The sequence below is a fragment of the Streptomyces sp. 2-1 genome (assembly GCF_048564895.1).
In the GTDB taxonomy this organism is placed as follows: domain Bacteria; phylum Actinomycetota; class Actinomycetes; order Streptomycetales; family Streptomycetaceae; genus Streptomyces; species Streptomyces phaeochromogenes.
The window spans coordinates 9594184-9614909 of the sequence record NZ_CP183383.1; the positions used below are offsets into that span (position 1 = coordinate 9594184).

Below are 20726 nucleotides of genomic sequence, written 5' to 3' on the forward strand. Positions count from 1 at the left end.
TCTGTGGGTTACAGCGGTGTACCGCGCCCGGCCGCGAGGTGCAGCGCGCCCGGCCGGAGCGGGCTCACCGGGGGTCGTGCTCCGGCTGAACCGCTTCGTGTCCGTTGAGTGCTTCGGACATCTGGCGCTGCGTCTGCTCGGCCGCCGCACGGGCTTCCTCCACGACGTCACCGCGCTCACGCACCAGGCTCTCGTAGACCGGCAGGTGGTCGTTTCGGGTTGAGCTGGGTATCACGGGGCTGGTCCTTCTTCGTGTCGTACCCGGATGAACGAGCGGTGTCGATCGAGCCATTCAACCGGCCGGGCTGAGATTCGCACGCAATTATGCCCGCCAATTGGCGAGGCAATCCCGTGGCCCCGCCCGGTGGGCAAATCGCGGCGGACGGAACGCAATTGAGGAGAACGCGAAACAATTCTGTGCCCGTGGTGAAAACATTCTGCGGTGGTCCATTCCGCGTGTGCCGCCTCTGACGTGTCTGCCGCCTCTACCGCGTGTACCTGACGCGCCCCGGTGGCGGTGAGGGAGGCGCCACCGGGAAGTACCGGCGCGCACGCGGGCGTACGGCGGCGCACCGGTAGGCGGCGGGCCAATGGCTGAGAAAAACGCTTGGACTGCGGGGGTTCCGGCGCGGGACGATTTGGTTCCAGTCGGCACACAACACCACAGGGTTGGAATGGGATCGCCCGAATCGCGAGAGGTTCCGCGGTGCAAGGGGTCGGTGCTCCTTGCACTCCGATACTACGGACGGGAGTTGGCCCGGCTCAGGTGGCTGACGGCCCCCGCGATGCTGCTGCCCGCACTGGGCAACATCGGCATCAACTACATCGCGCCGCTGATCGTCGCGAAGCTCGTCGGCCGCATCGCCGGTGACGCCGGTATCGACCTCGGCTCGACGCTGCCGTACGTTCTCGGCTTCGCCGGTGTCCTGCTGCTCGCGGAAATACTGTGGCGCATCGGCCTGCACTGTCTGAACCGCCTTGCCGCCCGCGGTATCGAGCGGTTGTACGTGGTCGGCATGGACGAACTGTTCGCCAAGGACGCGGCGTTCTTCCACGACAACTTCGCCGGGGCACTGACCAAGCGGGTGCTGAGCTTCGCGTCCCGCTTCGAGGAGTTCGTCGACACACTGACGTTCCAGGTCGTGGGCAGTCTGGTGCCGCTCGTGTTCGGGTCGGTGGTGCTGTGGCGCTATGAACCGCTGCTCGTCGTCGGCCTGTTGACGATGATCGCGTTCACGGCGCTGATCGTGGTGCCCCTCATCCGCCGCCGTCAGGTGCTCGTCGACAAGCGCGAGGAAGCGATCGCCAGGGTGGCGGGCCATGTCGCCGACAGCCTGATGAACATGGACACGGTCCGGGCGTTCGCGGCCGAGGAACGTGAGGCCGCCGAGCACCGCTCCCGCGTCGCGCAGTCGCGACGGCTCACGCTCAGGTCGTGGGACTACGGCAACCTGCGCATCGACACGCTGGTCGCGCCGATGTCCGTACTGACCAACGCGCTGGGCCTGTTGCTCGCGGTCGCGCTCGGCGGGGGCAGCCTCGGCGTGGAGGCGGTCGTGGTCGCCTTCACGTACTACACGAACGCGACGCGGATCATGTTCGAGTTCAACCAGATCTACCGCCGCCTGGAGAGCTCGATGACGGAGGCCTCGCAGTTCACCGAACTGCTGCTGGCGCCGCCCACCGTGCTCGACCCGCCGTCGCCCGCGCCGCTGCCCGGGGCCGCCGACGTCCGCTTCGAGCAGGTGACCTTCGCCCACGGGGGCGGGCGGCCGCTCTTCGAGGACCTCGACCTGGCCGTGCCCAGCGGGACGAAGATCGGCCTCGTCGGACGGTCCGGCGGCGGCAAGACCACGCTCACCCGGCTGCTGCTGCGGATGACGGACATCGAGGCGGGCCGGATCCTGATCGGCGGCCAGGACATCAGCAGGCTGCGCCAGGCCGACCTGCGCGGTCTGATCGCGTACGTGCCACAGGACCCGGCGATGTTCCACCGCACCCTGCGGGAGAACATCGCGTTCGCCCGGCCGGACGCCACCGACGCCGAGATCCGCCGCGCGGCCGAGGCGGCGCACGTCGCGGAGTTCGCCGACGCGTTGCCGGACGGCTTCGACACCATGGTCGGCGAGCGCGGTGTGAAGCTGTCCGGCGGCCAGCGCCAGCGGGTCGCTCTCGCCAGGGCGATCCTGCGCGACGCACCGATCCTGCTGCTCGACGAGGCCACCAGCGCCCTGGACTCCGAGAGCGAGATCCTCGTGCAGGAGGCGCTGTGGCGGCTCATGGAGGGACGGACGGCACTCGTGGTGGCGCACCGGCTGAGCACGGTCGCCACCATGGACCGGCTCGTCGTCCTCGACCGCGGACGCATTATCGAGCAGGGCACCCACCAGGAACTGCTCGCCTCGGAGGGCGCGTACGCGAAGCTCTGGCAGCACCAGTCGGGCGGCTTCCTCGACGAGGACGCCATCGACCCCGTCGACGACCCTCTCGACGGCAGCCCCGCCCGGGCCGACCTGCTCTGAAGGTGATGCGGTCGGACGCTCTGGACGCTCCGGACGCGAGGAGGTCGCGGATGCTCTGAACGCGAGCCGGTCGGACGTCAGGCGGCGAAGACCTGGGAGTCGTCGGTGAACGCCTTGAACTCCAGGGCGTTGCCGGCCGGGTCGAGGAGGAACATCGTCCACTGCTCGCCGGTCTGCCCCTGGAAGCGGACGTAGGGCTCGATGACGAACTCTGCGTCCGCCGCGCGCAGCCGGTCCGCCAGCTGCTGGAACGCGGGGACCGTGAGGATCAGCCCGAAGTGCGGCACGGGTACGTCGTGGCCGTCGACCGGGTTGTGGATCCGCTGGGCGCGCTCCGGCGCGAGGTGCGTGACGAACTGGTGGCCGTGCAGGTTCCAGTCCACCCAGGTGTCCGAGCTGCGGCCCTGCTCCAGGCCCAGCACCTCACCGTAGAAACGGCGGGCGGCCGTCAGGTCGTCGACCGGCATGGCCAGATGGAAACGCGGGATCGGGGAGTCGAGAACGGTCATGGACGTCTCCTGCCTCTCAGCGACGCGGGTCCGGCCCCCGCCTTCGAAGATTGTCCAGGGTCTCGTCAACGGTCCGGCTGCGCATCAGCGGCCGTATCGCTCGCCTGTAGGCGGCCGGCGGCATCTGTCGGTGATCTGTCGGAGGCCGCCGGGATCTTGGGGATGTGGGCGACGGGCCGTGAACGCGCGGCCCCGCCGCCACCGCCAGACCGTCCCGAGCGCGAGGAGCGTGCCATGTCGTCCGCAGTCCAGTCCCGCCCGTGGTCCGTTCACCGGCTCCCACGTGCCGACGGCAAGACCTTCCTGGTCACCGGCGGCAACGTGGGCATCGGGTACTTCGTCGCCGAGCAGCTCGCCGGCACCGGCGCCACGGTGGTGCTCGGCAGCCGTGACGCGGCCAGGGCCGAAGCGGCCATGGCCTCCATCCGCTCCCGCGTCCCCGACGCCCGCGTACGTCATCTGAAGCTGGACCTCGCCGACCTGTCCTCGCTGCGGGCCTGTGTGGACGCCCTGGAGACGGACCGCTTGGACGCGGTGGTCCACAACGCCGGGGTCCTGATCGAGGAGCCTGAGCGCCGGGAGACCGCGGACGGCAACGAGTGGATGTTCGGCATCAACCACCTCGGGCACTTCGCGCTGACCGGATGGCTCGCGCCCCTGCTGGAGGCCGCCCCCGCCGGCCGCGTCGTCACCACCGGAAGCTTCACGGGCAAGTCCGTACGGCTGGACCTCGCCGATCTGCAGAGCACCCGGGAGTACCAGCCCAAGCGCACCTACTCCCGCTCCAAACTCGCGCAGATGCTCTTCGGCTTCGAGCTCGACCGCCGGCTGCGGGCCGCCGCGAGCACGGTGTCGAGCGTGGTGACCCACCCCGGCGGCGCGCTGGACTCCCTGACTCCCGAACGCGCGGACGTGCACCGGCGCACCACCGGCGAACGGCTGCGCGGCCTGCCCGCCGGTCTGCTCGTCCAGGGCAAGGAGCACGCCGCGTGGCCTGCCGTACGGGCCGTTCTCGACCCGTCCGTGAGCGGCGGGCAGCTATGGGGGCCCCGGGTGTTCGGCCTGCGGGGCCTGCCCGCGCTCGAACCCGTGCGTGACGCTCTGGCCGACCAGGACGTCGCGGCACGCCTGTGGGAGGCCAGTCGCGACCTGACCGGTGTCGATCCGACCTTTCGACCGGCGTGACTGTGTGTCCCGTATCTGGGTAGCCGCCCGACCGCTCAAGGAGTTCGCCGATGGCCCCGCGGGGCCGGCCGGAGGGCGTCCTGGCCGCGTATCCGGCTGTTCCGGCGGCCGGAGGCATCCGGACGAGTGGCCCGGCTCACATGGCGCGGGGCGGGCGGGGCCGACACGATGGTGCGCGTCACCGGGCAGGCTGAAGGGATCCAAATGTTCCGCAAGGTGCTGGTCGCCAACCGTGGTGAGATCGCTATTCGCGCGTTCCGCGCCGGCTATGAGCTGGGCGCGCGAACCGTGGCTGTCTTCCCGCACGAGGATCGCAATTCACTGCACCGGTTGAAGGCGGACGAGGCGTATGAGATCGGGGAGCCGGGACACCCGGTGCGGGCCTACCTCTCCGTCGAGGAGATCGTCCGTGCGGCGCAGCGGGCGGGAGCGGACGCGGTCTACCCGGGATACGGCTTCCTGTCCGAGAACCCCGACCTGGCGCGCGCCTGCGAGGAGGCGGGCATCACCTTCGTCGGCCCCAGCGCGGACACCCTGGAGCTGACCGGCAACAAGGCGCGCGCGGTGGCTGCCGCCCGCGCGGCAGGCGTACCGGTGCTCGGCTCCTCGGAACCCTCCACCGACGTGGACGAACTCGTCCGCGCCGCCGAGGACATCGGCTTCCCGGTGTTCGTCAAGGCCGTCGCGGGCGGTGGCGGGCGTGGCATGCGGCGGGTCGAGGAGCCCGCCCAGCTGCGCGAATCCATCGAGGCGGCGTCCCGCGAGGCGGCGTCCGCGTTCGGCGACTCCACGGTCTTCCTGGAGAAGGCCGTCGTCGAACCCCGTCACATCGAGGTGCAGATCCTCGCGGACGGGGAGGGCAATGTCATCCACCTCTTCGAGCGCGACTGCTCGGTGCAGCGCCGCCACCAGAAGGTGATCGAGCTCGCCCCCGCGCCGAACCTCGCTCCCGAGCTGCGCGACCGGATCTGCGCCGACGCCGTACGGTTCGCCCGGGAGATCGGCTACCGCAACGCGGGCACCGTGGAGTTCCTCCTCGACCGCGAGGGCAACTACCACTTCATCGAGATGAACCCGCGCATCCAGGTCGAGCACACGGTGACCGAGGAGGTCACCGACGTCGACCTCGTGCAGTCGCAGCTGCGCATCGCCTCCGGCCAGACACTGGCCGACCTCGGCCTCTCGCAGGAGACCGTCACCCTGCACGGCGCCGCACTCCAGTGCCGTATCACCACCGAGGACCCGGCCAACGGCTTCCGCCCGGACACCGGCAGGATCAGCGCCTACCGCTCGCCCGGCGGTTCGGGCATCCGGCTGGACGGCGGAACCACCCACGCCGGTACGGACATCAGCGCGCACTTCGACTCGATGCTGGTCAAGCTCACCTGCCGGGGACGCGACTTCAGCACCGCGATCGGCCGGGCCAGGCGTGCCGTGGCCGAGTTCCGCATCCGCGGCGTGGCCACCAACATCCCCTTCCTGCAGGCCGTGCTCGACGACCCGGACTTCCGGGCCGGCCAGGTCACGACGTCGTTCATCGAGAAGCGTCCGCACCTCCTCACGGCACGTCACTCCGCCGACCGCGGTACGAAGCTGCTCACCTACCTCGCCGACATCACGGTGAACAAGCCGCACGGCGAACGGCCCGAGCTGAGCGACCCCGTCACCAAGGTGCCGCCCGTGCCGGCCGCGGAGCCGCCCGCCGGGTCCCGGCAGCGGCTCGTCGAGCTCGGCCCCGAGGGCTTCGCGCGGTGGCTGCGCGAGTCACCGGCCATCGGTGTCACCGACACCACGTTCCGCGACGCCCACCAGTCGCTGCTCGCCACCCGGGTGCGTACCAAGGACATGCTCGCCGTCGCGCCCGTCGTGGCGCGGACCCTGCCCGAGCTGCTGTCCCTGGAGTGCTGGGGCGGCGCCACCTACGACGTCGCGCTCCGCTTCCTCGCGGAGGACCCCTGGGAACGCCTGGCCGCGCTGCGCGAGGCCGTGCCGAACATCTGTCTGCAGATGCTGCTGCGTGGCCGCAACACCGTGGGCTACACGCCGTACCCGACCGAGGTGACCGACGCCTTCGTGCAGGAGGCCGCGGCGACCGGCATCGACATCTTCCGGATCTTCGACGCGCTGAACGACGTCGGGCAGATGCGCCCCGCCATCGACGCCGTACGGGAGACCGGAACGGCGATCGCCGAGGTCGCCCTCTGCTACACCTCCGACCTGTCCGACCCGTCCGAGCGGCTCTACACCCTCGACTACTACCTCCGCCTCGCCGAGCAGATCGTCGAGGCCGGGGCCCACGTCCTGGCCGTCAAGGACATGGCGGGCCTGCTGAGGGCCCCGGCCGCCGCGACCCTCGTGACGGCGCTGCGCCGCGAGTTCGACCTGCCGGTGCACATCCACACCCACGACACCGCGGGCGGCCAGCTCGCCACCTACCTCGCCGCGATCCAGGCCGGGGCGGACGCTGTCGACGGAGCGGTGGCCTCGATGGCGGGCACCACCTCGCAGCCCTCGCTGTCGGGCATCGTCGCCGCGACCGACTACACCGAGCGGTCCACCGGGCTCAGCCTCCAGGCTGTGGGCGACCTGGAGCCGTACTGGGAGAGCGTCCGCAAGATCTACGCACCCTTCGAGGCGGGCCTGGCCTCGCCGACCGGGCGCGTCTACCACCACGAGATCCCCGGCGGGCAGCTCTCCAACCTGCGCACCCAGGCGGTCGCGCTCGGCCTCGGCGACCGCTTCGAGGACATCGAGGCGATGTACGCCGCCGCCGACCGGATCCTCGGCCATCTGGTGAAGGTCACCCCTTCGTCGAAGGTGGTCGGTGACCTCGCGCTCCACCTGGTGGGCGCAGGCGTGTCGCCCGCGGACTTCGAGGCGACGCCGAACAGGTTCGACATCCCCGACTCCGTCATCGGCTTCCTGCGCGGCGAGCTGGGCAACCCGCCCGGCGGCTGGCCCGAGCCGTTCCGCACCAAGGCTCTTGAGGGCCGCGCCGCCCCCAAGCCGGTCGAGGAACTGACTGCGGACGACCGCGAGGGGCTGGTGAAGGAGCGGCGTACGACACTCAACCGGCTGCTGTTCCCCGGTCCGACGCGCGAGTTCGAGACACACCGTCAGACCTACGGCGACACGAGCGTGCTGGACAGCAAGGACTTCTTCTACGGGCTGCGTCCGGGGAAGGAGTACGCGGTCGACCTCGAACAGGGCGTACGGCTGCTCATCGAGCTGGAGGCCGTGGGCGAGGCCGACGAACGCGGGATGCGTACGGTGATGTCCGCCCTGAACGGTCAGTTGAGGCCGATCCAGGTGCGCGACACCTCGGTCGCCTCCGACGTCCCGGCGACGGAGAAGGCCGACCGGGCCAACCCCGGCCATGTCGCCGCCCCGTTCGCCGGAGTCGTGACCCTCGCGGTCGCAGAGGGCGACGAGGTGGCGGCCGGTGCCACGGTGGCCACCATCGAGGCCATGAAGATGGAGGCCTCGGTGACCGCCTCGAAGGCCGGAACGGTGTCCAGGCTGGCCATCAACAAGATCCAGCAGGTGGAGGGCGGCGATCTGCTCGTCGAGATCGGCTGAGCCTCCCGACGGTTCCGGTCGGCGAGTTGGGTGAGCTTGGAGGGTCGGCGGGTTCGGCGGGAATCGATGGGTCCCGGGGGCGGTTCGCCGCCGGGCATGATCACCGGCGAACCCGTGGGCTCGTACCTCCACCGCCCGCGGGGATCACTGCCGGGCAGTGAGCCAGCCGGTGTCCGCCCAGACCGCCGTCGGCGGGATCCGGTCCGCGTAGGCCGCGTCCTTTTCCAGGCGCGCGCGGACGCTCTCGTGCACGTGCGCGCCCTGGGGGAGTCCGCGCCGCCGGTAGGTGAGCAGGGCCCAGATCCAGCCCATCCGGTGGACCTCGCCCAGGGCGTCCTCGGGCACGAGGGTCACCTCGCGCTCGTAGGCCCGGGGCTTGAGGAGGAGACGCGCTTCGGGCTCGCCGTCCCGTGCTTCGAGGGCGCCGTCCACGACCCACTTGAGGGCGATCGTGGGGAGCCGGGGGTCGTCCTCGAAGGTCCCGCCGACGTCGGAATGGACTCCGGCGAACCACACCTGCTCGACCGTCGACGGTACGGCGGCCCGCTTCTTGTCGCCGTCGGCGGGGGTGACGAGGTACTCGCGGTAGGGCCTGCGCTTCTCGTCGATGGACACGGCGTGGCGGATACGGCGGACGTTCGGGGCCTGACGGGTGTACGGCCAGCGCAGGTTCCAGCGCAGGAGGCCCGCGGCCTTCACCGAGTCCCAGATCCCCAGGTACTCGACGCGGATGCCGACCCGCCCGTCGACCGCGTTGCTGAACGCGCCCGCGAATCGGTGGAGTTGGTCCCAGTCCTGCCGCGTCCAGTCCTTGTTCCTCGCGTAGACGGACACGGCGTACGGGACGAGGTTCTCCATGCCGGGCCGCATGAGACCGACCGCCTTGAGCATGCCCACCAGGGCGCGGGCCGTGTAGGCGCCGCGGCTGAAGCCGAACACATAGATGCGGTCGCCCGGTTGGTAGTGCCGCATCAGATAGGTGTAGGCCTCGGCGAGGTTGGTCCGCATTCCGGAGCCGAAGGCGAGACCGAGGAGTTTCGACAGATGCCGGCCCAGAGGTGTCCAGGCGCCCGCGGCCGAGAACGTGCCGACGCCGGGGTCGTAATAGGCGATCTGCCGGGCGGGATCGCTGAGGTCCAGCATTTCGTAGAGCCGGACGACATTGGTGTTCCCTTTCGCCTTCAACTGATTCCCCGTGCCGTCCAGACAGACGACGAGATTCTTGGCCATGGCGGGCCTCACGTTCACCGATGAACCTGCCACTGGTGGCATATCAAGACATATTGGATGTCTCAGGAATATAATAGGGAAAATGCTGCCTGCGGGCATGCTCCGGTGCGGTAGTAGGGGTTCCGGAGGATCCATGGCCGGTTCCGTGGTCCACCTCGATGAACACGCCGATTCTCCGTGCACCCACGCACTGGTCATCGGCGTCGGCAAGTATCCCCATCTCGCCGGGGGCGAGGCACCGGTCGCCGATCCCGACGGAATGCGGCAGCTCAGCTCGCCGCCCATCTCCGCCCGTACGCTCGCGACCTGGCTGCTGGCCGAGTACCACGATCCCGGACGGCCGCTCGGCTCTCTCGCCCTGCTGCTCAGCGAGGAGACGCCGACCCCGTTCGTGAACCCCCGCACCCAGCAGGCCCACGAGGTCGAGACCGCCACCATCGACAACATCCTCACGGCGGTCACCCAGTGGTACGACCGCGGCGACAGCCATGTCGACAACCGGCTCGTCTTCTACTTCTGCGGCCACGGCGTCTCACAGGGCGACGACATGGCGCTCCTGGCCGCGGACATCTTCGCCGACGAGCACAACCCCCTCAACAGCGCACTGGACTTCGCGGGCCTGATGAACGGCCTCAAGCGGTGCAGGGCCAGCGAGCAGGTGTTCTTCGTCGACGCCTGCCGGTCCAACTCCGATGTCCTCATCGAGCGTTCGGGCGCGCGGTTCGCGGGGCGCTCACCGCTCGGCGCCGGGACCCGGCCCCTCGATCTGCCCCGCCGCTTCCACATCCCGTACTACGCGACCCTGTCCGGCGACCGCTCGCACGCGCGGCCCGGTCAGGTGAGCCTGTTCACCGAGGCCCTGCTGAAGAGCCTCGGCGGCGCCGCGAGCGACGATCCCGAGGGCGACTGGCGGGTCGACACCTCCGACCTGCTGAAAGCCATCGACCACTTCATGCGCCAACCGCGGTTCGCCGGGGCGGTCGCGGGCGTCCAGGTCCCCTCCGTCGGCGAGCTGCCCGTGTTCGTCCTCCACCAGCTGTCCGGCCCGCCGGTCGTCCCGGTGTACGTCGGCTGCGATCCCGCCGAGGACAACGCCGAGGCCGAGTTCGTCTGCCGCGAAGACGGTCTTGAACGGCTGCATCGGGCCGCGGGAGACGTCGACGGCGAGGATCCCGACAGCGAGTGGGCCATCGAACTGCGCTTCGGGGACTACGACTTCGAGGCCCGACTCGGCGACCAGGACGTACGGACCAAGTCAGTCACCGTACGTCCGGTGTTCCGCCGCGTGAAGTTGGAGAAGCCATGAGCGCGGGCCTGAGCGTCAACGTCGAGCTGAGCCTCCACGAAGCCGACCTCGCCGACGGGGCAAAGGTGGTCGGCAACATCTACCCGTCCGAGGGCAGCGGCCCCGGTCACCGCGCCGTCCTCTTCCCCTGCGGGACCACGGCACCTCCGGCGCGGTTCGAGGTCGCCCCCGGCCACTACATCGTGTCCACCACACTGCCCTCCGGTGTCGTGCTCTCCAAGGACGCAGAGGTGGCGGACGGTGAGGAGAAGCAGGTGACGCTCCGCCCGGCGGCCTCGCCCTTCGAGTCCCACTCCTGGCAGCACCTCATGGGCAACATCGAGTCCTACGGGGCCTACCACGACGGGGCCACGATCCCCGTGCCCCGCTCCCTGGGCTCGCGGTCCGGGACCTGGGAGCGCGGCGCGTTCATCGAACCCGGACACGCGGCCTGGGTCGGCGACCCGAAGCCGACGAGCTGGCAGTTCCCCTCGATGCTCCGGCTGACCGACGGGCCCGCGAAGCAACTGGTCGCGTTCGAGATCGCCCGCTCCGAACCGCACTCCATTGCCAGTCTCGAACTGGGCGACGCCGCCTCGCGGTTGTACCGCTTCGGTGAACACGGCCCGGTCGACGAGCGGGGTGGCCGCACGCTCGACGTGCCCCTGGGCCCACGCCAGTTCCTGGTCGTCACGCTGGCCGGCATCGAGTACGTCGTCACCCTGCCCGCCCCCTGGGGCGCCTCGCAGATCGAGGTACTCGTCAACGAACGGCAGAGCCCCACCGGCAGTGCCGTCTCGGTGTCCGTACGGGACAGCCGGGTGGGGCCCGCCCTGGCCTATATGGCCCGGGGCGCCTTCGACGCGGCGGCGATGCTGGTCAGGGACGCGGAGGCCATGCTCTACGAAGGCAGGATGACCAACCCGCTCGCGGCGGTGGCGGGCGCCTACGTCCTGGTCGGCAGCGAGCTGACCGAGCAGCCGCACCGCTGGGACCCGTGGCTGTCCCGGCTGCGGCACGAGTTCGACTGGATGAGCGACGGATCCCTGCTCTGGGCCATGCGGCACCTGCGCCGGGCCCACACCGAACCGGAGCGCGAGGCGGCCCGGGACGCCCTGGTCGAGGCTTACGACCGCGGAGTGCCGGTGTTCACCCTGGGCCTGAGCCGCCTCATCCACGGGCTCTCCGAGTTCCCCGACGACCCCGGCTGCGCCGCGCGGCTCGAACAGGCCCGCCGCCTGTCGTGGCGCGTCGACATGCGCGAGCCGTTCGTGATCGTCGCTCTGCGAGGGAGACAGCAATGATCCGGTTCACGATGATGCCCGGCGAGGACGGCGACTGCCTGCTCCTGGAGTACGGCGACGGCGGCTTCGTACGCCGGATCCTCGTCGACGGCGGACGCTCGGGCACGTATCCGCTGATCAAGCCCACGCTGGCCGGGCTCGACGGGCAGGTCGACGTCCTCGTCGTCACCCATGTCGACCAGGACCACATCCTCGGGGTGCTCGCCCTGCTGGACGACCTCGACCGGTCGGTGGAGTTCGGGGACGTGTGGTTCAACGGCTTCGACCACCTCCTCGACACCGAGGGGTTCGGCGCGCAGGACGGGGAGAAGCTCACCAGCGCCCTGCTGGAACAGAAGGTGCCGTGGAACGACTCGTTCGGCGGACGCAGTGTCGAGGTCGGCCGGGAGCTCGCGTGGTTCGACGACGGATCCACGATGGACGTGCTCTCACCCGACCGCAGACAACTGGAGAAGCTGGCGCCCGCCTGGACCGCGGAATGCGCCAGACACGGTCTGATCCCCGGCAGGGATCCCGAGGAGAACGCCCCGGTCCCGGGCTTCGAGCACTTCGGCGGCGTGAACGTGGACCGGCTGGCCGCGTCGGTGTTCAAGCCCGACACGTCGAAGACGAACGTGTCGAGCATCGGTCTGCTCTTCGAGTTCGAGGACAAGCGGGTCGTCCTCACCGGTGACGCCGACGACCGCCGGCTCGTGGCGTCGATACGGCCCCGGGCCGAGGCGGAGGGCGGACGGATGCACGTCGACCTCCTCAAGGTCGCCCACCACGGCAGCGACCACAACCTCTCGAACGAACTCCTCGACCTGATCGACTGCGACCGCTACCTGATATCGACCAGCGGCGCGCGGCACGACCACCCCAACGAGATCGCGATCGCCCGGATCCTCAAGCACGGCGGAGTGGAGAAGGAACTCGTCTTCAACTACCGCGACCGTGCGGCGCTGTGGGACGTCACGGGCCTGAAGGATCGCTTCGGCTACACCGTGACCGCCCCGGCACCGGACGAGCCGGACGGGTTCGTCACTCTCGAACTCTGAGGACGGGCACCCGCCGTCAGGACAGGTGGCCGATGTGCGCGAGGGCCTGCTTGAGGAGGGCTCCGGTGCCGCCCGGCATCTCGTTGATGACCACGGGAGACGCGGCCTCCTCGGGGCTGAACCAGACCAGGTCGAGAGCGTCCTGCCGCGGGCGGCAGTCGCCGGACACCGGGACGATGTAGGCGAGGGACACCGCGTGCTGGCGGGGGTCGTGGAACGGTGTGACCCCGAGTGTCGGGAAGTACTCGGCGACGGTGAAGGGCTGCAGCGAGGCCGGGACGCGGGGGAGTGCGACCGGGCCGAGGTCCTTCTCCAGGTGGCGCAGCAGGGCGTCCCGCACCCGCTCGTGGTGCAGCACCCGGCCGGAGACGAGCGCGCGGCTGACCGTCCCGTCCGACCCGATGCGGAGCAGCAGTCCGATGCTGGTGACTTCGCCGCTGTCGTCGACGCGGACGGGGACGGCCTCCACGTACAGGATCGGCATGCGTGCGCGCGCCTGCTCCAGTTCGTCGTGCGGGAGCCAGCCGGGCGTGGTTTCGGTCATGTCAGACATTGGTTGATCATACTTTCAGGGTCTCGTGTCGCGAGCGTGTCGCGTGACACAGCCGGGGCCGGGGTCACGTGCGTGCCACAGCGGGGCCGGGGCACGGATCGTCGTGGCCCCGGCCCTCTGTATACATGCGCCGGGTATCCGTGCGGACGTCGTCAGGACGTCGGATCGGTGACCTTCGTGGCCGTGTCGCCGTCGACCGCCGCGCTCAGCTGCGGGACCAGACGCTCCAGCATGTACGGCAGGCTCAGCACCGACACGAACGAGACGGCGTTGCCGTAGTCGCTCGACTCCTTGACGAAGACCTCCCGCCCCTGCTTCACCACGTCCAGGTCGGCGTAGAGGGCGTTCTTGTGGAGCGTGGCCGCGCCCTTGGTGGTGTCGCCGACGATCCACACGATCGCGTCGGTGTCCAGCAGGTCGGTGCGCTCCTTGCTGATGTTGGCCCCGAACTCGTCACCGATGACCTTGTCCAGGTCCTTGGGCAGCTCGAAGCCGAGGTCGGTCAGGATGCGCGAGCGCGGGTCCTGGCTGCCGTAGACGAAGATGCCCTCGTACGGGGTCGCCATCACGCCGGTGGACTCCGCGAACTTGGGATTGTCCTCGGCCGTGGTCGCGATGTCGTCCTGGACGCCCTTGACCAGGTCCTTTGCCTTGCTCTCCTGGCCGAGCGCCTTGCCGATGATCTCGGTCTGCTTCTGCCACGGCACACCGAAGTCGTTGTACTCCTTCGGCTGGGCGAGGACGGGGGCGAACTTCGACAGGGTCGTGTACTGGTCCTTCGTCAGACCGCTGTAGACCGCGAGGATCAGATCGGGCCGGAGCGCGGCGACCTTCTCCGTCTGCGGGCCCGTGCCGGTGTCCTTCAGCACGGTCGGGGCCTCGGCGCCGCCCAGCTCGTCGGCGGCCCAGGGGCCGATGGCGCCCTTGTAGTCGCCGAGCCACCGGGTGGTGCCGACGGGCACCTTGCCCAGCGCGAGCACGGGGTCCTGGTCGGTCAGCCCGACCGTGACGATCCGCTTCGGCTCGGACTTGATGGTGGTGCCGCCGTACTTGTGGGCGATGGTCACCGGGAAGGCACTGTTCGCGGACGCGGACGAGTCGGAGCCCGCCTCGGAGCTGTCGTCCTCGGAGCCGCAGGCCGCGGCGGTGGTGAAGAGGAGGAGGGCCGACGCGAGCGCCGCGACGAGGCGTATGCCTCTTCTGGAAGAGCCGGGCATCAGTGGTCCTTCACGGTGGTGGTGTCAGGGCGGTGGTGCGTGGGGGTCTCGTCGGCCGTGGTGCGGGTGCCGGACCACGCCTCCCACAGGGAGGCGTAGATGCCGGCCGCGGCGCACAGCTCGTCGTGGGTGCCGCTCTCCACGATCCGGCCGCCGTCCATGACGACGATCCGGTCCGCGGTGGCGGCCTGGGTGAGGCGGTGGGCGACGACGAGCGCGGTGCGGCCGTCGACCGCCCGGTCGGCTGCCTGCTCCAGGAGGCGGGCACCGGTGCTGCCGGCCTCGGCTGTCGCCTCGTCCAGCACGGCCACTGGCGGATCGGCCAGCACGAGCCGCGCCAGGGCGAGTTGCTGGACCTGCGCGGAGGTGAGGCGGTGGCCGCCCTCGCCGACGACCGTGTCCAGGCCCTCGGGCAGTGCCTCGGCCCAGTCGAGGGCGTCCACCGCTGTCAGGGCCTTGCGCAGCTCGTCGTCGGTGGCGTCGGCCCGCGCCAGGCGCAGATCGTCCGCGAGCGGTCCGGCGAAGACGTGCGTCTCCTGGGTGACCAGTGCGACCGGAACCCCGTCGCCGGACTCCCCGGCGCCGTTCGTCGTCACCCGCACCGAGCCGGCCGTCGGACGGTGCACGCCCGCGATGAGCTTGGCCAGGGTGGTCTTGCCCGCGCCGCTCGGACCGACCAGGGCCACCCGCTCGCCCGCCCGGAGTGTGAGGCCCACGTCGTGCAGGACGGGGCGGCCCGGCTCGTACGCGTGATGGATGCCCGTCACGGTGACCGTGCCGCCCGCCTCCGCCGTCCGGGGCCGTGACTCGTGGGCCTGCTTCTCCGGTTCGGGCGACGGCTGGTCGGCGACCCCGACGAGACGGGCCAGCGCGGCGGTCGCCGACTGCGCGTCGTCGAGGAGGACGAGCGCCGCGTTGACCGGCGTGAACAGGCTGTGGAAGTAGAGCGCGGCGGCCGTCGCGGTGCCGATGGACACCGACCCGCCGCGCACGAGCAGGAACCCGGTGACGAGGACGGCCGCGAGCCCCGCGTACTCGGCGATGTGCAGCCGGTTGTAGAAGTCCAGGACCAGCCGCACACCACGCAGCGTCAGTTCGACCGCCGCCGACGACCGCCGGGTCACCCGCCCGGTGTGCTCCTCCTCCAGCCGGAACGCCCGTACGGTGCCGGCGCCCGCGATGGTGTCCAGGAGCTGCTGTTGCTGGGACCCGGTGGCGATCCGCTGCCGGGCGTAGAGCGGCACGGCGTTGCGTACGTACCAGCGCGCGGTGGAGGCCTGGACGGGCACCGCGATGAGCGCGGCGAGGAAGAACCGCCAGTCCAGGGCCGCCATCGCGGCCAGGGTCAGCGCGATGGCCAGCACGGAGCGGGCCAGTTCGGGCAGCGCTTCGCGTACCGCCTCGCCCACCACCGAGACGTCCCGGGTGACCCGCGCGGTGAGGTCTCCGGCGCCCGCCTTCTCGACCTGTTCCAGGGGCAGCCGCAGCGCCTTCTCCACGAACCGTTCGCGCAGCCGCGCCAGTACGGTCTCGCCGAGCCGGGAGACGAGGGACAGGCCCAGCGCGGTGGCCGCGCCCTGAGCGAGGGCGACCAGGACCAGCAGGACCACCGGGAGGGTGATGTCGCCCGGCGGGCGGTGGTCGGCGACGATGTCCACGATGCGGCCAAGCAGCGGCTGGACCAGCAGGCCCACACCGGTGGCCGCGATCATCGTCGCGAAGCCGGCGACCGCCAGGCCCCGGCGTGGACGGACGAGTTCGCGGACCGCGGCACGGGTGCGGGCCGGCGTCGCGGTGGGCAGCAGCTCGCGGCCGGCGGGCTCCGAGCCGAAGTCGCGCGCCGAGCCGTCGTCGGGGGCCGCGCCGGTCGGGCCCGTGGGTGGTGTGCTGGGGGAGTCGCTCATGCCAGCACCGCCGCGCGGTAGGTCTCGTGACGGGCTATCAGGTCGGCGTGCGGGGCGGTGTCCGTGACCCGGCCGTCGTCGAGCAGCACCACCCGGTCGGTGACGGAGAGCAGCGCGGGACTCGTCGTCACGAGGACCGTGGTGCGGCCCTTGCGGATCTCCCGGATGCCGGACGCGATGCCCGCCTCGGTCACCGCGTCGACCGCGGTGGTCGGATCGTGGACCACCAGGACGGGCCGGTCGGCCGCCAACGCACGGGCCAGGGCGACCCGTTGGCGCTGTCCGCCGGAGAGCGAGCGACCGCGTTCACCGACCGCCGTGTCCTCGCCGTCGGGCAGTGTCTCGGCGACCTGCGCCACCCCGGCGGCGGTCATGGCGGGCTCGGGGTCGGCGGAGCCGGGGGCGACGGCCGTGACGTTGTCGCGGACCGTGCCCGCGAAGAGGTCCGCGTCGTGCTCGGCCACCAGCATCGCCGTACGCAACTCGGCCAGGTCAAGGTCCCGCAGCGGCACGCCGTCCAGCTCCACCGTGCCGGTGTCGGGGTCGGCCCGCCGGGCCAGACAGCGCAGCAGGTCGGTGGCGTGCGCGGGGTCGGTCGCGACCACACCCAGCAGTTCGCCGGACGCGATGTCCAGGTCCACCTCGCGCAGGCCGCCGTGGCTGACGCCGGTCAGCCGGACCGCGCCGCGAACCGGCTGGGCCAGGATCCGGTCTCCGGCCGTGACGGTGTGCGGGGTCGCCAGGACCTCCGCGATCCGGGTGGCCGAGGCGCGGCCCTGGGCGAGCCCGGCGTTGACCCACGCGAGCACCTGAAGTGGTCCGAGCAGGAAGAGCGCGAGCCCCACCGCCGACACCAACTGGCCCAGGCTGATGGTGCCCTGCGCGGCCAGCCGCCCGCCGACCAGGGCGACGACGGCGATCAGGCAGCCCGTCAGGGTGAGCACCATGCCGCTCTGGAAGGCCTGCGCGCGAGCGGCTTTCAGGGTGGCCTGCAACGAGTCGCGGCTGGTGGTGCGGTAGCGGGCGATGGCCGTCGACTCGCCGCCGATGCCCTTGAGGATGCGCAGCCCGGCCACCAGGTCCGCGGCGACGGCCGAGGCGTGCGCCGCGCGCTCCTGCTCGGTCTCGCTGCGGGACTCCAGCGGCTTGCTCAGCAGATGTCCGAGCCAGAGCAGCACGGGTGTGCCGAGCAGGACGACCAGGCCGAGCGTCACCGACGTGCGCAGCAGGACGACGGCGGTGGTGAGGATGCCGACCAGGGCCGAAATCCCGTACATGACCGCCATGTTGACGGCGCCGACCCGCTTGGCGTCCTCGGTGGCGATGTTGGCGAGGGCGCCGGGCAGCCGGCCGTCCTCGGCCCCGCCGCCGGGGTGCAGTACCCGTCGTACGAGGGCGATGCGCAGGGCGTGTTCGGCCCGTACGGCGGAGCGGTCGCCGGACCAGGCGCCGAAGCGCCAGCTCAGCGCCAGCCCTACGTAGACCACGGCGAGGACGCCGAGCCACAGGACGAGGGCGCCGGTGTCGGACTTGGTGACGGCCCGGTCGATGACCACGCCGATCAGGACCGGGACCAGCGCCTCGCCCAGCTGATGCCCGGAGCCGAGGAGCGAGCCGAGGGCGACGTCCCGCCGCTGCCCTCTTACCGATTCCCGCAGGACGTCCCGCCCCGACGGAGTTGAAGGACCCACCCGTTTCCCTCCGGGACTAGGACGCAGAAAAGTTAGGTTAGGCTACCTTAAGTTAATGGGTATTGCCCGGTGGGCGGGCGTGGAGCCGACGGTGGCCGTGCCGGGTGGGACGGCACGTGGATCCGTGCCGTCCCACTCGGCCGTCGAGGGTGTTCTCAGCCGGTTCGCGCGGTGAGGCCGTCCGCCAGGTCGCCCGCTCGATGGGCGAGCAGGGAGTCGAGGATCTCGCCGGACCGGACCGCCGTGGTGGACAGCAGGGTCGAGGTCAGTCCGTGCGTGTGCTCGGTCGCGCCCTGCAGATAGATGCCCGCCGTGACATCGGGCGTGAGCTCGACACGGTGATCGCGCCCAACGCGTACCGCGTCCTTGTCGTCCCGCAGGCAGAGTTTCGCGGTCCTGCCCAGGAGGGTGTCGAGATCCCTGGGGCGGTAGCCGGTCGCGTGGACGAGCAGGTCCGCGGAGATCACCTCCCGTTCCCCGGTGGGGAGATACTCGACGGTGACTTCGAGGTGGTCGTCGAGACTGCGTACGTCCCGGATGCGGGACACGTTCCGCAGGCGCAGCCGCTCACGGCCCTGCACCTTCTCGCGGTACATCGTCGCGTACAGCGACTCGATGAGATCCATGTCGACCACCGAGTAGTTGGTGCTGCGGTGGTAGTCGACCAGGGACTGCTTCACCTCCGGTTTGGAGCGGAAGTAGACGTCCACCGCCTCCGGGTCGAAGATCCGGTTGGCGAACGGGCTGTCGTCGGCGGGCGTGTACCCGTACTTGGCGAAGATCGCGCAGATCTCCGACTCGGGGAAGGACTGGTGCAGATAGTCCACGGCCTCGGCCGCGCTCTGGCCCGCGCCGAGCACCAGGACACGGCCCACCGGGGTACCGGACTCGTTCAACTCGCGTACGCGCGGGACGAGTTGGCTGTTGTGCCAGATGCGGTCGGACAGCGCGGTGTCCGGTGGCAGGTGCGGCTCCAGGCCGACGGCCACCGAGATGTTCCGGGCCCTGCGCGTGATGGTCCGCTCGGGGGCGCCGGGCACGCGGCTGACCACGTCCAGCCAGCGGACCTCCCCGTCGGGTCCGGTCACCGGGTCGACCGACACGACCTCGTCGGAGTAGTCGACGAGGTGGGCGACCCGGGCGGCGGCCCACTCGAAGTACTCGTGGAACTCGATCCGCAACGGGAACAGCGTCTTCGCGTTGAGGAAGTCCACCATCCTGCCCCGCTCCCGCAGGAAACACAGGAAGCTGAAGTCGCTGGTCGGGTTGCGCATGGTGACCAGGTCCTTGAGAAAGGACACCTGCATCGTGGCGTCTTCGATGAGCATTCCCCGGTGCCAGCCGAACGACGGCTGGCGCTCCAGGAATCCCGCGCGGATCCGGTGCTCCGGAGCGACTTGGGCGTTGTGTTCCTCAACCGCAATGGCCAGTGCGAGATTTGACGGCCCGAAACCTATACCGAGCACGTCAAGGATGGCGTCCGGCTCGTCATGCAGTGCGTTCACCGCAACTTTCCTTCCCCTAGGCGCCACTGATGTTAAATAAGGTTAGCCTTACCTTGCAATGGTGTGTCCTAGGAGAGGATCGACGATGCGGGTCGCCATGTTCGGCCAACAGACCAGGGGGCACCACACGCTCCGGGCTCTGCTGGACTCCGGCAACGAGGTGGTCACGGCCGTGACCCACCCGAAGAGCGACCACGTATACGAGAAGATCTGGGACGACTCCGTGGCGACCGCCGGCTTGCGCACCATGGGCGGCCACCTTACGGCACGCCCGTGAACGGGGCCGTCGTGGCCGAAACGGCCACCTCCCTCGATGCCACCTCCCTCGATGCCGCGTCCTCCGAGATCACGTCCTCCGCGGCCGATCTCACCGACCGCCTCGCGGCGCTGGAACCCCTGCGCGGACACACGGTCGTCGTCAAGTACGGCGGCCACGCGATGACCGACGACTCGCTCAGGCGGGCCTTCGCACAGGACGTCCTCACCCTGCGGCGGGCCGGAGTCAGACCGGTCGTCGTGCACGGCGGCGGTCCGCAGATCGGCGCCCACCTGGACCGGCTGGGCCTCAAGTCGTCCTTCCTGAACGGGCTCCGGGTCACCACTCCGGAGACCATGGAGGTCGTCCGCATGGTGCTGTCCGGCAAGGTCCAGAAGGAACTCGTCGGCCTGCTCAACGAAGACGGCCCGTACGCCGTCGGCCTCAGCGGCGAGGACGGGCGCACCCTCACCGCCGTCAAGCGGTACGCCGAAGTGGCCGGTGAGCCCGTCGACATCGGGCTCGTCGGGGACGTGGCACGGGTGAACACCGCGGTCGTGCGCATCCTGCTCGACAGCGGCCACATCCCGGTGGTCTCCTCCGTCGGCCGGGGTGAGGACGGGCAGGTCTACAACGTCAACGCCGATACGGCGGCAGGGGCGTTGGCGGCGGCGCTGGGGACGCGGATCCTGGTCGTCCTCACCGATGTTCCCGGGCTGTACGCCGACTGGCCCGAGAGCGACCGGATCGTCGACCGGATCGGCGCGGGTGAACTGGAGCGGTTGCTGCCGACGTTGAACGGCGGCATGGGGCCCAAGATGGAGGCCTGCCTCAGGGCCGTCAGGGGCGGGGTGGGAGCGGCCAGGGTGCTCGACGGGCGCGCGCCGCACGCGTTGCTCGACGGGCTGGCCGGTGTCGTCGGAACGGGGACGACGATCCTGCCGTGACG

At 70.5% G+C, this 20726-nt stretch carries 15 protein-coding genes and 1 pseudogene; 8 read left to right on the plus strand and 8 right to left on the minus strand.

Going from position 1 to position 20726, the window contains the following annotated elements; all coding sequences use genetic code 11:
* Positions 1 to 64 precede the first annotated feature (64 nt).
* Positions 65 to 235, minus strand: a complete 171-nt coding sequence (locus ACN20J_RS42075; RefSeq protein WP_189839778.1) for a hypothetical protein — start codon at positions 233 to 235, stop codon at positions 65 to 67.
* Between the two features lie 439 nt (positions 236 to 674).
* On the opposite strand from ACN20J_RS42075, the gene ACN20J_RS42080 reads away from it, so the two are divergent.
* A complete protein-coding gene (locus ACN20J_RS42080) occupies positions 675 to 2522 on the plus strand; it encodes an ABC transporter ATP-binding protein (protein ID WP_419668017.1) in 1848 nt (615 codons plus the stop codon).
* Positions 2523 to 2599: 77 nt separating this feature from the next.
* Here ACN20J_RS42080 and ACN20J_RS42085 read toward each other — a convergent pair whose 3' ends face one another.
* On the minus strand, positions 2600 to 3031 hold the full coding sequence (locus tag ACN20J_RS42085) for a VOC family protein (protein WP_189839474.1): 432 nt from the start codon (positions 3029 to 3031) through the stop codon (positions 2600 to 2602).
* A 234-nt stretch (positions 3032 to 3265) separates the two neighbouring features.
* Between ACN20J_RS42085 and ACN20J_RS42090 the strand changes: the two genes are divergently transcribed.
* The gene (locus ACN20J_RS42090) at positions 3266 to 4216 is read left to right on the plus strand and encodes an SDR family NAD(P)-dependent oxidoreductase (protein WP_189839473.1); all 951 of its coding nucleotides are present in this window, start codon (positions 3266 to 3268) and stop codon (positions 4214 to 4216) included.
* 204 nt (positions 4217 to 4420) lie between these two features.
* Complete coding sequence (locus ACN20J_RS42095) at positions 4421 to 7795, plus strand: pyruvate carboxylase (protein WP_361917275.1); 3375 nt, start codon at positions 4421 to 4423, stop codon at positions 7793 to 7795.
* 144 nt (positions 7796 to 7939) lie between these two features.
* On the opposite strand, the gene ACN20J_RS42100 is transcribed toward ACN20J_RS42095, so the two are convergent.
* On the minus strand, positions 7940 to 9025 hold the full coding sequence (locus tag ACN20J_RS42100; protein WP_361994556.1) for a DUF2235 domain-containing protein: 1086 nt from the start codon (positions 9023 to 9025) through the stop codon (positions 7940 to 7942).
* Between the two features lie 133 nt (positions 9026 to 9158).
* Between ACN20J_RS42100 and ACN20J_RS42105 the strand changes: the two genes are divergently transcribed.
* The 3 genes from ACN20J_RS42105 to ACN20J_RS42115 are packed head-to-tail and all read left to right on the plus strand — an operon-like array spanning position 9159 to position 12651.
* Positions 9159 to 10331, plus strand: a complete 1173-nt coding sequence (locus ACN20J_RS42105; RefSeq protein WP_361891046.1) for a caspase family protein — start codon at positions 9159 to 9161, stop codon at positions 10329 to 10331.
* On the plus strand, positions 10328 to 11614 hold the full coding sequence (locus ACN20J_RS42110) for a hypothetical protein (protein WP_190227484.1): 1287 nt from the start codon (positions 10328 to 10330) through the stop codon (positions 11612 to 11614). Before ACN20J_RS42105 ends, ACN20J_RS42110 begins: the two co-directional genes overlap by 4 nt.
* On the plus strand, positions 11611 to 12651 hold the full coding sequence (locus tag ACN20J_RS42115) for a ComEC/Rec2 family competence protein (RefSeq protein ID WP_419668018.1): 1041 nt from the start codon (positions 11611 to 11613) through the stop codon (positions 12649 to 12651). Before ACN20J_RS42110 ends, ACN20J_RS42115 begins: the two co-directional genes overlap by 4 nt.
* Before the next feature lie 16 nt (positions 12652 to 12667).
* Here the strand turns inward: ACN20J_RS42115 and ACN20J_RS42120 are convergent, their stop codons facing one another.
* The 5 genes from ACN20J_RS42120 to ACN20J_RS42140 form a co-directional block, all read right to left on the minus strand.
* Complete coding sequence (locus ACN20J_RS42120; RefSeq protein WP_055612524.1) at positions 12668 to 13195, minus strand: NUDIX hydrolase family protein; 528 nt, start codon at positions 13193 to 13195, stop codon at positions 12668 to 12670.
* Positions 13196 to 13356: 161 nt separating this feature from the next.
* The gene (locus tag ACN20J_RS42125) at positions 13357 to 14421 is read right to left on the minus strand and encodes an iron-siderophore ABC transporter substrate-binding protein (protein WP_419668019.1); all 1065 of its coding nucleotides are present in this window, start codon (positions 14419 to 14421) and stop codon (positions 13357 to 13359) included.
* A complete protein-coding gene (locus ACN20J_RS42130) occupies positions 14421 to 16325 on the minus strand; it encodes an ABC transporter ATP-binding protein (RefSeq protein WP_419668020.1) in 1905 nt (634 codons plus the stop codon). The genes ACN20J_RS42125 and ACN20J_RS42130 overlap by 1 nt, the downstream gene beginning before the upstream one ends.
* Positions 16322 to 18016, minus strand: coding sequence for an ABC transporter ATP-binding protein (locus ACN20J_RS42135; RefSeq protein ID WP_419668021.1), 1695 nt, complete (start codon positions 18014 to 18016; stop codon positions 16322 to 16324). Before ACN20J_RS42135 ends, ACN20J_RS42130 begins: the two co-directional genes overlap by 4 nt.
* 155 nt (positions 18017 to 18171) lie before the next feature.
* Positions 18172 to 19521 (minus strand): lysine N(6)-hydroxylase/L-ornithine N(5)-oxygenase family protein, encoded by a 1350-nt coding sequence (locus tag ACN20J_RS42140; RefSeq protein WP_190227489.1) that lies wholly within the window; start codon positions 19519 to 19521, stop codon positions 18172 to 18174.
* A gap of 85 nt (positions 19522 to 19606) precedes the next feature.
* On the opposite strand from ACN20J_RS42140, the pseudogene ACN20J_RS42145 reads away from it, so the two are divergent.
* A pseudogene (locus ACN20J_RS42145) lies at positions 19607 to 19750 on the plus strand (methionyl-tRNA formyltransferase); the annotation flags it as partial.
* A 44-nt stretch (positions 19751 to 19794) separates the two neighbouring features.
* Positions 19795 to 20724, plus strand: coding sequence for an acetylglutamate kinase (gene argB, locus ACN20J_RS42150; RefSeq protein WP_419668022.1), 930 nt, complete (start codon positions 19795 to 19797; stop codon positions 20722 to 20724).
* Positions 20725 to 20726 lie beyond the last annotated feature (2 nt).

What these genes read in the sequence shown, in the direction of transcription:
- ACN20J_RS42095 (WP_361917275.1), top strand. Translation starts at nt 4,421, where the DNA reads ATGTTCCGCAAGGTGCTGGTCGCCAACCGTGGTGAGATCGCTATTCGC.
- ACN20J_RS42125 (WP_419668019.1), bottom strand. Translation starts at nt 14,421, where the DNA reads ATGCCCGGCTCTTCCAGAAGAGGCATACGCCTCGTCGCGGCGCTCGCG.
- ACN20J_RS42100 (WP_361994556.1), bottom strand. Translation starts at nt 9,025, where the DNA reads ATGGCCAAGAATCTCGTCGTCTGTCTGGACGGCACGGGGAATCAGTTG.
- ACN20J_RS42105 (WP_361891046.1), top strand. Translation starts at nt 9,159, where the DNA reads ATGGCCGGTTCCGTGGTCCACCTCGATGAACACGCCGATTCTCCGTGC.
- ACN20J_RS42130 (WP_419668020.1), bottom strand. Translation starts at nt 16,325, where the DNA reads ATGAGCGACTCCCCCAGCACACCACCCACGGGCCCGACCGGCGCGGCC.
- ACN20J_RS42115 (WP_419668018.1), top strand. Translation starts at nt 11,611, where the DNA reads ATGATCCGGTTCACGATGATGCCCGGCGAGGACGGCGACTGCCTGCTC.
- ACN20J_RS42110 (WP_190227484.1), top strand. Translation starts at nt 10,328, where the DNA reads ATGAGCGCGGGCCTGAGCGTCAACGTCGAGCTGAGCCTCCACGAAGCC.
- ACN20J_RS42090 (WP_189839473.1), top strand. Translation starts at nt 3,266, where the DNA reads ATGTCGTCCGCAGTCCAGTCCCGCCCGTGGTCCGTTCACCGGCTCCCA.
- ACN20J_RS42085 (WP_189839474.1), bottom strand. Translation starts at nt 3,031, where the DNA reads ATGACCGTTCTCGACTCCCCGATCCCGCGTTTCCATCTGGCCATGCCG.
- ACN20J_RS42080 (WP_419668017.1), top strand. Translation starts at nt 675, where the DNA reads ATGGGATCGCCCGAATCGCGAGAGGTTCCGCGGTGCAAGGGGTCGGTG.
- ACN20J_RS42120 (WP_055612524.1), bottom strand. Translation starts at nt 13,195, where the DNA reads ATGACCGAAACCACGCCCGGCTGGCTCCCGCACGACGAACTGGAGCAG.